The following is a 12,548-nucleotide window of genomic DNA, read 5'->3' as shown; positions in this document are numbered from 1 at the left end:
CATAACATATTATCGTAAACCGGATAACGCTTGTTTTTTCTTCTCGTCACCGATATGGGCATAGACTTGCGTCGTCGCCACCGACTCGTGACCGAGAAGTTGTTGGATCGTCAAGACGTCGACCCCGCTCATCGCCAACCGGGAAGCGAACGTGTGGCGAAGTTTGTGTGGCGTGACCTGCTTGTGGGTCAAGAACGGGAGATACGGTTTCAACCGGTCGATGTGTCCTTTGAGCAGATGTTGCACCGTCCTGACCGAGATGCGTCTTCCTTTATCGGAACGGAACAGCGGCCCGGTCCCGTCTTGGCGATGGTCAAGCAGCAACGGCTCGAGCGGGGAGGCGAGCGGGATGACCCGCTCTTTGTTCCCTTTCCCGATGACACGGATCGTCCCGGTCGCGAGGTCGATGTCACTCCAGTCGAGACCGACGAGTTCGGAGACGCGCATCCCGGTCAGTCCGAGCAGCTGAATGATCAGAAAATCACGGTCGCGGTTCCGTTCGTACCAGCTCGCCTCGCGGTCGGACATGCCGACGTTGCTGCGGACGAGCGTCGAGAAGTCGAGCCACTCGTGTTCCGTCAAATAGACCGGGTTCCGTTTGGCGCGCTTTGGACGCTCGACCGCTTGGAACGGGTTGTGTGACGCGATCCCGGACTCGATCAAGAAGTTGAACAACGACTGCATCGTCGACAACTTTCGGTTGATGACGCTCGGGGCGTTATCGAGCTCGAGCGCGAGATAGGACGCGTAGGCATCCGCGCCCGCATAATCGAGTTCGACGAACGAGGCGAGGTCGACCGTGGTTGGGTCGACCTCGGATGCGCTCGCGGCCTCGACCCACCGGAAGAAGTCGAAGAAATCGTATAAGTACCGCTGCGCGGTCTGTTCTGAATAGTGTTTCGCGGCCAAATGGTTCAAGAAACGTTGGATGAAGCCGGGCATGCGCTCGTATCCGTTCAGCTTGAAACGCTGCGTCGTGACACGTGCCGGCGCTTGCCCGAGCTGGCGGAATATACTCAAAAAATCTCTCCTTTTTAACTGATCGATGTGACGATCCGGTCCTTGCCGGCCTGTTTTCCGGCCCTGAGGCGGTCGTCTGCTTCTTTGACGAGTGTGTCGACGGCCTCTAACCCGTCGCGGCACGAGACGCCGAACGTCATCGTGACGCTGAGGCGACGCCCGTCATAGATCGTCTCGGTCGTCTTGATCCGTTCCCGGAGGCAGTCGAGCGTCTCTGCGACCTCATCTGCTGTCTGATTGCTCATGAACAGCAAAAACTCTTCTCCACCCCAACGGACACAGATCCCGTCGGTCCGCTCGAGGGCGGCGGCGACTTGTTTGAGGACGAGATCGCCACAATCATGGCCGTGGCGCTCGTTGAACGCTTTGAAGTGGTCGATATCGGCGAGTGCGACGGCGTAAGGTCTACCGTCTTCCACTGCCTCTTTGATGGCTTGTTCGATTCGTTGATAGCCGGTCATTCGGTTATACAGCCCGGTCAATCCGTCCCGTGAAGCGAGGACGTTCAATCGTTCGTTCGACCGTTCTAACTCGGTCGTCACCTCGACGACCGAACTCTCGAACACGAACGTCAGCCCGGCGATGAGTGCGATCGTCGACAGCAGACAAGTCAGCCCGATCACTTGCTCGAACACGGGGGCGAGCGGCTGTGTCCCGACCGTGACGTTCAAGTAAAGGAACCCGTAGATCGCCATCGCGAGCCCGGTCGACATGACGCGGACCAAGCGACTGACGTTCGGCATGAAGAACACACCGTACGCCACCATGATGATGAAGTAATGAACGTTCGCGCCCCACCCGAGGACGATCGTCGAGATGATGGCGTTATAGACGACTTCGACGAACAGTCCGATAAAGAACGTCCGGTAGTACCGTTTATGTACGAAATAAAATGAGAGCGTGTAATAAAGAACGCTGAACACGTTCGACCAGGCGAGCACCGTGACGTCGAGACGCCAAAACGTGACCAAGAACACGACATGGATGAGCCAGGCGAGCGCGTTCCCGTAAAAAGTGATGCGGTAATTATACAGTGTACCGCGACGTTCCTCATAGGCAGTCCCCACGTGAACACCTCCTCGTTCCAGTATACCGAAACTGTAAGGATTTGCCTACGCCTGTTCGAGAATCGAGTCAATCCACTCTCTGTAAACGTTGATTTCAGGACGTTATAATTGCGTGAAATAGATATTTCACGCAATGTTTATAGAAGCGTCATTTGATTCGTTAAAACAGACACGGTGGCATCGTTCGATTTAAAAGCGAGTCAACAGGGTGACAATACATTATTATGTAAACCGCTATGAGGGATATAAACTTTTGTTTCGACAGCCGTTCATCCGTTAAGCGAAAATAAAGCTTGAAACGGGGAACGAGGTAACGTTACACTGAGAACGTAAACAAAAGGGGGATTTCAGGATGGACGACCAACGTTTGAAACAACATCTCGCTGAAGCGAAGACGATCGCTGTCGTCGGTGTGTCATCGAACCCGAACAAGACCGCCAACCAGATTGCGGAGTATTTGCTCCTGCAAGGGTATACGGTCATCCCTGTCAATCCGACGCTCGAGACGTGGAACGGCCGCAAGGTGTATCCGACGGTCGAGAGCATCCCGGGACGAATCGATATCGTCGACGTGTTTCGCCGGAACGAATATTTGGCCGGCGTCGCCGAGGACGCGGTCCGTCATGGGGATGTCGGACTCGTCTTTAACCAGCTCGGTCTGTCGAGCAAGGACGCCGAACGAATCGTTCACGCTGCCGGACTTGACTACATCGAGAACCGGTGTATTTACGTCGAGCACGCTCGACTCCTCGGCTGAGACCTGCCCCTGCGGCAGGTCTACTTTTTTTCACGCGTCAACGGCGCGGAGAGGAAGGCTTGCCAGAATCCCGAAACAGCTATACAATTAGGTATGAAAAACGAACATGTGTTCGAAGATGAGGTGACTGACATGTCAACAAAACTATTTAATTATAATGAAGATGCCATCCAAGTGCTCGAAGGGCTCGCTGCCGTTCGGAAACGACCAGGGATGTATATCGGCTCGACCGACCATCGCGGGCTGCACCATCTCGTCTACGAGATCGTCGACAACGCGATCGACGAGGCGCTCGGTGGGTTCGGCGACCAGATCGATGTGACAATCCATAAAGACGATGCCATCACGGTCCGTGACCACGGGCGTGGTATGCCGACCGGGATGCACGCCTCGGGAAAACCGACGCCGGAGGTCATCTTCACGGTCCTCCATGCCGGCGGAAAGTTCGGCCAAGGCGGCTACAAGACGTCAGGCGGACTGCACGGGGTCGGTGCCTCGGTCGTCAACGCGCTCTCGAGCAAACTACTCGTCACGATCTATCGCGATGGCAAAGTGTTCGAGCAGACGTTCGCTGACGGCGGTGTGCCACAGACGACGCTCCTCGAGACGGGGAAAGCCCGCCAGACCGGGACGAGCGTCTACTTCAAGCCGGACACGACCATCTTCTCGACGACGACGTATAACTACGACACGCTCGCCGAACGGCTCCGGGAGTCGGCTTTCCTATTGAAAGGGTTGACGATCACGTTGACCGACGAACGCTCGGACAAGCAAGAGACGTTCCATTACGAGAACGGGATCGCCGAGTTCGTCCACTATTTGAATGACGACAAGGCGACGCTCCACCCGACCGTCTACTTCGAAGGGACCGAGAACGACATCGAGCTCGAACTCGCCTTCCAGTTCACGGACGCCTACTCGGAGAACGTGTTGTCGTTCGTCAACAACGTCCGCACCCGGGACGGCGGGACGCATGAAGTCGGCGCTAAGACGGCGATGACCCGGATCATGAACGAGTACGCCCGCAAAAACGGCTTGTTGAAAGAAAAAGACAAGAACCTCGACGGCGGCGACGTCCGCGAAGGCTTGACGCTCATCGTCTCGGTCCGGATCCCGGAGGAGTTCCTCCAGTTCGAGGGACAGACGAAGTCGAAACTCGGCTCGCCTGAAGCCCGTGCCAGCGCAGACGCCGTCATGGCCAAGCAGCTGACGATCTTCCTCGAGGAGAACCCGCAGATGGCGACAATGCTAATCAAGAAAGCAATCCGCGCGGCCCAGGCCCGTGAAGCGGCCCGAAAAGCGCGTGAAGAGGCGCGTAACGGCAAGAAAAAGAAACGTTCGAGCATTCTGAACGGGAAACTGACGCCGGCGACATCAAAAAACGCCGCCAAGAACGAGCTATTCCTCGTCGAGGGGGACTCGGCCGGCGGTTCGGCCAAACAAGGCCGTGACCGGACGATCCAGGCGATCTTGCCGCTCCGCGGGAAGGTCATCAACTCGGAGAAGTCGAAACTCACTGACATCATGAAAAATGAGGAGATCAACACGATCATCCACGCGATTGGCGCCGGGGTCGGACACGATTTCGATCTCAGTGACTGCAACTTCGACAAAGTCATCATCATGACCGATGCCGATACGGACGGGGCCCACATCCAAGTGCTCTTGTTGACGTTCTTCTTCCGTTACATGCGACCGCTCGTCGAAGCAGGCAAAGTGTTCGTCGCCTTGCCGCCGCTCTATCGCATCTCGAAAGGGAAAGGCAAGTCGGAGCAGTTCGAATACGCCTGGGACGAGGAAGCGCTCGAGAAACTCGTCAAAGTGTACAAAAAAGGCTATATCATCCAGCGCTACAAAGGTCTCGGTGAGATGAACGCCGATCAACTGTGGGAGACGACGATGAACCCGGACACACGGACACTTATCCGTGTGACGATCGATGACGCTGCCGTCGCTGACAAGCGCGTCTCGGTGCTCATGGGGGACAACGTTGCCCACCGCCGCGAATGGATCGAGGAGAACGTCGCCTTCGGGCTCCAAGAAGATGATTCGATCATCGCCAATGAACATGTGACTAAAGCGATTGAGGAAGTGATGTAACGATGTCGACGATTCAACATATTTTAAACTTGTCGCTCGAACAGGTCGTCGGAGACCGTTTCGGGCGTTACTCGAAATATATCATTCAAGACCGGGCGCTCCCGGACGCGCGCGACGGGCTCAAGCCCGTTCAGCGCCGGATCTTGTATGCGATGCACCATGAAGGCAACACGAACGACAAGGCGTACCGGAAATCAGCCAAGACGGTCGGGAACGTCATCGGGAACTACCACCCGCACGGTGACTCTTCTGTCTATGAGGCGATGGTGCGTCTGTCGCAAGACTGGAAGCTCCGCTACCCGCTCATCGACATGCACGGGAACAACGGCTCGATGGACGGCGACTCGGCTGCCGCGATGCGGTATACCGAGGCACGGCTGTCGAAGATCGCCGGTGTCATGCTGACGTCGATCGCCAAGAACACGGTCGACTACACGCCGAACTTTGACGATTCGACCGAGGAACCGCTCGTCTTGCCGTCACTCCTGCCGAACCTGCTCATGAACGGGACGACCGGGATCTCGGCGGGGTATGCGACCGAGATCCCACCGCACAACTTGACCGAAGTGCTCAATCTCGCCATCGCCCGACTCGCCGGCGAAGTCGAGACACCGAATGACGCCTTCCGTTACATGCAAGGTCCCGACTTCCCGTCCGGTGGCACGGTCATGGGCAAAGACGGCATCTTGAAAGCGTTCGAGACCGGTAAAGGCAAGATCATCATCCGCGCCAAATCGGTCATCGAGCCGCTCAAGGGCGGCCGTGAACAGATCACGATCACCGAGCTCCCGTATGAGGTGAACAAAGCCAATCTCGTCAAGAAGATGGAAGAGCTCCGTCTCGACAAGAAAGTCGAAGGCGTCGCCGAAGTCCGTGACGAGACCGACCGGACCGGAGTCCGCGTCGTCATCGAATTGAAGAAAGAAGCGGATGCGGAAGGTGTGCTTCACTTCTTCTTGAAGCATACCGACCTGCAGCTCGCCTATAACTACAACATGGTCGCGATCGTGCAGCGGACACCGAAACAGCTCGGTCTGTTACCGATCATCGATGCCTATTTGAAACATGTCGAGGAAGTCGTCACCCGCCGGACGACGTTCGAGCTCGAACAGGCGAAGAAACGCGCCGAGATCGTCGACGCGCTCGAACAAGCCATCTCAGTGCTTGACGAGACGCTCGAACTGATCCGTTCGGCCAAGGACAAGTCCGAGGCGAAGCAGAAGCTCATGGATCGCTTCTCGTTCACGGACCGTCAAGCCGAAGCGGTCGTCATGCTTCAATTGTATCGTTTGACGAACACAGACATCGTCGAGCTCCAAAAAGAAGCGAAAGTGTTGCAAAAAGAGATCGCGCGCCTCGCCAACATCTTGAACGTCGACGCGACGAAGCGGAAACTCATCTCAAAAGAGTTGACGGCCCTCCGCGACGAATTCGGTGATGAGCGGCGTTCGGTCATCGAGGCCGAAGTCGAAGAATTGAAACTGAAGACCGAGGTCATGATCGCCGTCGAAGAGACGATGGTGTTCGTCAGCCGCGACGGCTACGTCAAGCGGTCGTCGATGCGTTCTTACGGGGCGACGAGCGGCGAGATGCCGGAGATGAAACAAAAAGACCGGCCCGTCCTCCTCACCCAGGCGATGACGACCGACCACCTGCTCGTCTGGACGAACAAAGGCAGCTACCTGCTCATCCCGGTCCACCAGATCCCGGAGACGAAGTGGAAAGATGCCGGTCAACACGTGGCCAACCTCGTGCCAATTGAAGGCGAGCAAGTCGTCTCGGCGGACGTCGTCTCGACGTTCGAGACGGACGCGCACTGCCTGTTCGTCACGAAAGACGGCATGGTCAAACGGACACCGCTCCGTGACTATGACGCCCAGCGCAAGTCGAAGGCGCTCATGGCGCTGAAACTGAAAGGGGACGACGAGGTCGTCTTCGCCGGCATCAGTGACGGTCCAGGCCAACTCTTCCTCGTCTCTGAGCGTGGATACGGGCTTTGGTTCAAAGAAGACGACGTCCCGGTCGTCGGACAGCGTGCCGCCGGTGTCAAAGCGATGAACTTGAAAGACGGTGACGTCGTCGCCGACGCGTTCGCCTTCTTCACACCGCCGCTGTTCGTCCTCGTGACGCAACGCGGAGCGGTCAAGAAGATGAAACTCGAAGACCAATTCGACTGCACGAACCGCAACTTGCGTGGCACGATGCTCATCCGTGAGGTCAAATCAAAACCGCACCAGATTCGCCGCGTGCTTCCTGTACATGGGGATGAAACGATTCACATCGTCGGCAAAGAGACCGCGAAGACGGTCAACGCGAAACAACTGACACTGCTCGACCGCTACGCCAATGGCTCATTCGTCTTCGACGAGGAGACGTTCGGTGACATCGAGGACGTCTATCTCGATTGATTCAGCAAAAGCCTGCACACATGACATATACTGTCGCGTCTGCAGGCTTTTTTTGTCTCTATTCGTCTTTGTCAGTCATGGAACGCTCTAAGATACTGTTCCAAGTCCGTCTGTTGCCGTAGATGATGGCGCGTGTGCATCTCGATGAGCGTGTACCACTCTTGCGCGTTCAATCAGCCGAAGCCGCCATGTAGCGCTTTACAGTTCGGGTCGGCCGCGTGAATCATCGGCTCACACTTCTCCAACCGTGTGATGAGGTCGTCAAGACGGCGTTTCAAAGCTTCACGGCTATCGGTATTGTCGGGCGGGCCGTTCATTTCGTCCGGTAGTTTGATTTTAATAGGGGGGAATCCACCGTCGCTAAACAACAGCTCCCCAAACTCGGTCTTCCCGAGCGGTTGGTGCTCAGCATTCGTCAGACATGCTTCCATCTCGTCTAGATACTCATGGGCGACGACGATGATATGGTCATACATCTGCCCGATCGACCAAACATCCGTCTTCTCCTTATAGCGGAGTTGATTAGATGAGTATTGGTCGAGGTCTTGCTTGAACCGGGACAACAATTCGATAGCGGTCATATGCCTCCTCCTTCTACTGCTACGGATGTTTCCGTCGAGTATACCATGAGCCGGGTGTCGTAAACTCCAGACTGGCGCGACAAATACTTTCTTGTGGGAGCGGGTATTATGAAAAGGAACAATCAAGCCCGATGGCGAATGGGATAAGCAGGACAAACGATGGAGGGATTTCTATGTCAGACTGGCTCACATGGGCCAAACGGCTACAAGCATTATCGCAAGCGGGCTTGACGTTCACGAAGGACGAGTTCGACCGCGAGCGTTATCTCGAGCTCCAGGAGATTGCGACCGATATGTTCGAACGACAGTCGAACCTCGCCTTGCATGAGATCACTGAACTGACACACGTCAACGGCTACCCGACACCGAAGCTCGACGTACGCGGTGTCGTCTTCCGAGACGACGAGTTGCTGCTCGTGCGTGAGCGGTCGGACGGGCTGTGGACGCTGCCAGGCGGCTTCTGTGAGGTCGGGCTGTCACCGTCAGACAATATCATCAAGGAAATCGGGGAAGAGGCAGGCTTTGATGTCGCCCCGATGCGCCTCGTCGCCTTGTTCGATATGCACCGTCACCCGCACCCGCCGTTGTCACAACATTATTATAAACTGTTCATCGAGTGTGAGCTGATCGGCGGGGAAGCTCAAGTCAGCCATGAGACGAGCGAGATCGGCTTCTTCTCGCGTGACGCCTTGCCGCCGTTGTCGCTCGCCCGCAACACGCTCGAACAGCTCCATATGTGCTTTGACGCCCGGTGGCAGGACGATTGGGTCACACTGTTCGACTAGGAAAGGGGAGGTCTTATGAAAGTCACACGGATTGAAGATGTCCACCAGCTGACGTTCTATTCACCCGTCTTGCCGATCAACGTCCAATTGATCGAGAAAGAGCTCGGCCTCGTCTTGATCGATACCGGGTTGAAGCAGAACGCCGCTGACATTTTAACGTATATCGAGGCACAAGACCGCCCCCTCCTCGCGATTCTGCTCACCCACGCCCACGGGGACCACGTCGGTGGGGTCGATACGATCCTGAAGGCGCATCCACACGCCGAGCTTTACGTCTCACGCCGTGACGCCCGCTTGTTAGCAGGGGACCGAACGACGGACTCAGGTGAGCGGCCACTCAACATAAGAGGCTCGTTGCCGCCGATCCGGTCGCTACCGGACAAGCTGCTCGACCCGGGTGAGCGGCTGTTCGGTCTTCGCGTCTATGCCGCCGCCGGCCACACCCCGGGCTCGATTGCTTATTTCGATGAACAGCATCGCCTGTTGTTCGCCGGTGACGCGTTCCAATCACATGGGGGAGTCGCAGTGGCAGGGGACACGCGTCCGTTGTTCCCGCTCCCGGGTCTGGCGACATGGGACAAGCGGGCCGCGGTCGACCATGCCGAGCGGTTGCTTGACTTGGCACCGCGTCATACGTTCGTCGGCCACGGCAAAGCGCTTGAAGGCACACATCGGCTCTATTTGGCACTGAAACGGGCTAAGCGTAAGCAAGCCCGTCGCTTTTCACGATAATCTTTGGGGGTATGACAGATGGAGTTACGGGAGATTCGGACGACGGATTACCGGCAAGCCGAGCAAATGCTCGAGATTCAACGGAACGCCTATGCGGTCGAGGCCGAACTGATCGGATTTGACGAGATCCCGGCCCGATATGAGACGGTCGAGGTCATTCAAAACTTGCCGGGTCTGAGCTACGGCTTATACAACGAGGAGCGGATGATCGGGTTTGTGACGATCGAGGCGGCCGAGAACACGGTCGAAATCACGAAGCTGTGCATCGATCCGACATACTTCAGGGCGCGGCTCGCGACGACGTTGTTAGAACACGTACTCAGTCTACACGAGGACAAACTTGTCTACGTGCATACCGGCAAACATAACGGTCCGGCCAAACGATTGTATTCGAAGCTTGGCTTCGAGCCGAGCGCCGAGTTCGAACCGGAACCAGGTGTCACATTGATCCGGTTTACGCGAATTTGATCCCGATCTCATAATTCTAGATTCTGTCTCACTACTTTAAGTATACTAAAGGATTGAGACAGAGTTTTATTTTTACTGATAATATATGTTATGTAAACTAAAAGAAAAAGAGAAAATCGATGTCAGATTTGACGTCTCTCCTCTCAAGTAAAATCAGAATATCTTGTACCAATACAACGTCATGTCGATGTTCGGGTTTCCAGTTTGCTTGATTGTATCCACACCGCCGAGCGCAAACCCTTCCTTCGCATAAAAACGACAAGCAATCACATTGTCGTTCTGCGCTTCTAGAGATAAACCGAGCAACGAGCGCTCTTTTGCCCACGTTTCCGCAACTTCCATCAACAAGTGGCCAATCCCGCTGTTTCGATACGCTTTCTGCACAGCGATGTTTTCAATATACGCAAAACGGTTCCAATCTTTCACTACACGGATCTGTCCAATACAGTTTTCTTCGTCGAAAACCAAAAACACAGCCTTCGTCTCACTACCGATATATTCATACCAGTCCAACGAGTCGTCCGGAAAGCTGGTCTCATGTGCTTTCTCGTATAACTGCTCTTCATACGTCCAAACCTCGTTACAAAAGTTCGGCACAATCTTTCCGATGACTGAAAACGGTTCGTTTGCTTCGTTTACGACGTTGAGGGAGTACTCATCCAACGCTTTAATCGAGATATTTGGGGCTCCCTCCATTGCATCTTTCTCCTTTCCATATGTAATGACCGCTCCATCCTAGAACTATATAGTCTCATCAAACTAACCATACAGTGACGGTCAGGAGATCAGACTCGGTGGATCTGTCGACAACACTTCGATTACATCATTTGATGTCAGGAACACATAATGGTGAATATCATAAATCTCTTCGTAAATGTTTGTCGACTCTTCAGCTAGCCATTTTACATAGTTTGAATCGGTCACATTAAAGAGTGTCCAGTTTCTAAAAAAATCAGGGCCATAATTTTTGTATAACTGTTCTAGCGTTTTGAAAAGCGTTCCTTCGTCTGTATTTCGATACGAAAGCACAAGTCCATCAAACAAGAATGTATAGTTGTTTTCATCCGCATCAGTAAACACGAGCGTCAATCCGTCTTTATCGTCAATTAGAGCCTGCAGATATAGTTTAGCCGGTATCTCTTGATTGACGGTCCACCTTTCCCATTTTTCCATTTGCATCCCCTTCTTCTTTTATTATCGTCTCCCGAATAAATTACATACCCATAGTGAATAGGACCATGAAGTTCCAAAACGACAACCCGAGCGGAATGAGGGATAAGATAGTAACCCATCTTTTCTTCATGAACAGTCCAATCAAAAGTGTGATTAGTCCGATTACTAAAACGACGATTATTGTCGTAAATGTCATGGTTGGTCCATCTCCGGTAGCTAGATTATTGTAACTGGTTTCAAAGGTAGCTGCATACCGTTCATAAAGCATATTTTACATTATTTGCTATATCCATGAGGAAATCCTTTTTCTTAGTTTCCTTTAAATAAGTCATAGCCAACATTAACGGTTTGGTGATTCAATTTCACTCATTGTGAACGTAGTTCTTCCCCCGCTCGCTCGAATCCTTTTTATACTGGTTCATATCTGTTTCGCTGCAATTGATTAACTGTATCATTCAATTGAATCCTTCATTCATCAACATGTTAGCGCTTCATGGACTTATGTTTCAAATATAACGTATCTGCTGTTTACGTGTTCTTAGTAGTTGCCTCTAGACGTTCATCATGCTATTTTTAGACAGATGATACTTTAAGGAGGAAGACGAATGAAACGTATGACAAAAGGTTTAGCAGCGGCCATCTTGCTCGCTGTCCCGCTCGCGGCGTGTGGTGATTCTAGCACCGATCAGGCCGATACGACACGTTGGGATGAGATCAAAGAAGAAGGCACGCTCACGGTCGGTACGGCCGGGACACTCTACCCCGCCTCGTTCCGCGAAGAAGAAAGTGACGATTTGACGGGGTTTGACGTCGAGGTCATGAAAGAGATCGGAAAACGTCTCGACCTCGAGGTCCAATTCAAAGAAATGGCGTTCGACAACATGTTGACGAGCGTCCAGAACGGACAAGTCGATGTCGTGGCGAACGACATCTCGGTGACGGAAGACCGCAAAGAGAAGTTCGCCTTCTCCGTACCGTATAAGCACACTTACGGGACGGCAATCGTCCGGAAGAGCGATCTTTCAGGCATCAAGTCGCTCGAAGACTTGAAAGGCAAAAAGGCAGCTGGTGAAGCGACGACCGTCTTCATGGACGTGGCGCGCCAGTATGGGACTGAAGAAGTCATCTACGACAACGCGACGAACGATCAGTATCTTCGCGACGTGTCGACAGGTCGGACCGACGTCATCTTGAACGACTACTACCTCCAGACGCTCGCCCTCGCCTTCTTCCCGGAATTCGATATCGCGATCCACCCGGATATCGCCTATAACCCGCAAGACGTCGCACTCTTGATGAATCAAGACAACGTCGACTTGCAAGAGAACATCGACCGCGTCCTTGAAGAGATGCTTGAGGACGGTACGGTGAAGTCGTTGTCGGAACAGTTCTATAACGGTGCTGACGTCTCCGTCGAACCGGACGTCGACGCGACAATCGTCGAATTGGACTAAGGC

At 54.0% G+C, this 12,548-nt stretch carries 12 protein-coding genes; 7 read left to right on the top strand and 5 right to left on the bottom strand.

The window, feature by feature from the left end:
• Positions 1 to 9: 9 nt before the first annotated feature.
• Entirely contained in the window at positions 10 to 1,020 is a 1,011-nt protein-coding gene (locus EVJ22_RS00255) for a tyrosine-type recombinase/integrase (protein ID WP_071397537.1), read from the bottom strand.
• A 14-nt stretch (positions 1,021 to 1,034) separates the two neighbouring features.
• Positions 1,035 to 2,087 carry a GGDEF domain-containing protein gene (locus tag EVJ22_RS00250; RefSeq protein WP_071397536.1) on the bottom strand — a complete coding sequence of 351 codons (1,053 nt, stop codon included), beginning with the start codon at positions 2,085 to 2,087 and terminating at the stop codon, positions 1,035 to 1,037.
• A gap of 352 nt (positions 2,088 to 2,439) precedes the next feature.
• Here EVJ22_RS00250 and EVJ22_RS00245 point away from each other — a divergent pair, with 352 nt between their 5' ends.
• The 3 genes from EVJ22_RS00245 to parC all read left to right on the top strand — a co-directional run bounded on the left by EVJ22_RS00245 (position 2,440) and on the right by parC (position 7,352).
• A complete protein-coding gene (locus EVJ22_RS00245) occupies positions 2,440 to 2,844 on the top strand; it encodes a CoA-binding protein (RefSeq protein WP_016508698.1) in 405 nt (134 codons plus the stop codon).
• A 132-nt stretch (positions 2,845 to 2,976) separates the two neighbouring features.
• Entirely contained in the window at positions 2,977 to 4,944 is a 1,968-nt protein-coding gene (gene parE, locus EVJ22_RS00240) for a DNA topoisomerase IV subunit B (RefSeq protein ID WP_131442836.1), read from the top strand.
• Positions 4,945 to 4,946: 2 nt separating this feature from the next.
• On the top strand, positions 4,947 to 7,352 hold the full coding sequence (parC, locus tag EVJ22_RS00235) for a DNA topoisomerase IV subunit A (protein WP_131442834.1): 2,406 nt from the start codon (positions 4,947 to 4,949) through the stop codon (positions 7,350 to 7,352).
• 173 nt (positions 7,353 to 7,525) lie between these two features.
• On the opposite strand, the gene EVJ22_RS00230 is transcribed toward parC, so the two are convergent.
• Positions 7,526 to 7,933 (bottom strand): DinB family protein, encoded by a 408-nt coding sequence (locus EVJ22_RS00230; protein ID WP_370246296.1) that lies wholly within the window; start codon positions 7,931 to 7,933, stop codon positions 7,526 to 7,528.
• Between the two features lie 173 nt (positions 7,934 to 8,106).
• Here EVJ22_RS00230 and EVJ22_RS00225 point away from each other — a divergent pair, with 173 nt between their 5' ends.
• From EVJ22_RS00225 to EVJ22_RS00215, 3 genes are read left to right on the top strand one after another with little or no spacing between them, the layout of a single operon-like run.
• Positions 8,107 to 8,718: an NUDIX hydrolase gene (locus EVJ22_RS00225; protein WP_071397532.1), complete on the top strand. Its 612-nt coding sequence runs from the start codon at positions 8,107 to 8,109 to the stop codon at positions 8,716 to 8,718.
• A 15-nt stretch (positions 8,719 to 8,733) separates the two neighbouring features.
• Positions 8,734 to 9,450, top strand: a complete 717-nt coding sequence (locus EVJ22_RS00220) for an MBL fold metallo-hydrolase (RefSeq protein ID WP_070327246.1) — start codon at positions 8,734 to 8,736, stop codon at positions 9,448 to 9,450.
• An 18-nt stretch (positions 9,451 to 9,468) separates the two neighbouring features.
• On the top strand, positions 9,469 to 9,918 hold the full coding sequence (locus EVJ22_RS00215) for a GNAT family N-acetyltransferase (protein WP_016508735.1): 450 nt from the start codon (positions 9,469 to 9,471) through the stop codon (positions 9,916 to 9,918).
• A gap of 153 nt (positions 9,919 to 10,071) precedes the next feature.
• Here EVJ22_RS00215 and EVJ22_RS00210 read toward each other — a convergent pair whose 3' ends face one another.
• Both EVJ22_RS00210 and EVJ22_RS00205 read right to left on the bottom strand, forming a co-directional pair.
• Positions 10,072 to 10,614, bottom strand: coding sequence for a GNAT family N-acetyltransferase (locus EVJ22_RS00210; protein WP_131442832.1), 543 nt, complete (start codon positions 10,612 to 10,614; stop codon positions 10,072 to 10,074).
• 81 nt (positions 10,615 to 10,695) lie between these two features.
• On the bottom strand, positions 10,696 to 11,091 hold the full coding sequence (locus tag EVJ22_RS00205) for a hypothetical protein (protein ID WP_084812889.1): 396 nt from the start codon (positions 11,089 to 11,091) through the stop codon (positions 10,696 to 10,698).
• Positions 11,092 to 11,696: 605 nt separating this feature from the next.
• On the opposite strand from EVJ22_RS00205, the gene EVJ22_RS00200 reads away from it, so the two are divergent.
• On the top strand, positions 11,697 to 12,545 hold the full coding sequence (locus EVJ22_RS00200; protein ID WP_131442830.1) for a transporter substrate-binding domain-containing protein: 849 nt from the start codon (positions 11,697 to 11,699) through the stop codon (positions 12,543 to 12,545).
• The last annotated feature ends 3 nt before the right edge of the window (positions 12,546 to 12,548 follow it).

It is taken from the genome of Exiguobacterium sp. SH0S7 (genome assembly GCF_004337195.1).
Classification (GTDB): domain Bacteria; phylum Bacillota; class Bacilli; order Exiguobacteriales; family Exiguobacteriaceae; genus Exiguobacterium; species Exiguobacterium aurantiacum_A.
The sequence above is the reverse complement of the archived record's forward strand: the minus strand, read 5'-3'. Positions and strand labels throughout refer to the sequence as shown.

Bases quoted from the DNA above. Each gene is read 5' to 3' on its own strand.
- EVJ22_RS00205 (WP_084812889.1), bottom strand. From the start codon at position 11,091: ATGGAAAAATGGGAAAGGTGGACCGTCAATCAAGAGATACCGGCTAAA.
- EVJ22_RS00210 (WP_131442832.1), bottom strand. From the start codon at position 10,614: ATGGAGGGAGCCCCAAATATCTCGATTAAAGCGTTGGATGAGTACTCC.
- parC (WP_131442834.1), top strand. From the start codon at position 4,947: ATGTCGACGATTCAACATATTTTAAACTTGTCGCTCGAACAGGTCGTC.
- parE (WP_131442836.1), top strand. From the start codon at position 2,977: ATGTCAACAAAACTATTTAATTATAATGAAGATGCCATCCAAGTGCTC.
- EVJ22_RS00230 (WP_370246296.1), bottom strand. From the start codon at position 7,933: ATGACCGCTATCGAATTGTTGTCCCGGTTCAAGCAAGACCTCGACCAA.
- EVJ22_RS00245 (WP_016508698.1), top strand. From the start codon at position 2,440: ATGGACGACCAACGTTTGAAACAACATCTCGCTGAAGCGAAGACGATC.
- EVJ22_RS00220 (WP_070327246.1), top strand. From the start codon at position 8,734: ATGAAAGTCACACGGATTGAAGATGTCCACCAGCTGACGTTCTATTCA.
- EVJ22_RS00225 (WP_071397532.1), top strand. From the start codon at position 8,107: ATGTCAGACTGGCTCACATGGGCCAAACGGCTACAAGCATTATCGCAA.
- EVJ22_RS00215 (WP_016508735.1), top strand. From the start codon at position 9,469: ATGGAGTTACGGGAGATTCGGACGACGGATTACCGGCAAGCCGAGCAA.
- EVJ22_RS00200 (WP_131442830.1), top strand. From the start codon at position 11,697: ATGAAACGTATGACAAAAGGTTTAGCAGCGGCCATCTTGCTCGCTGTC.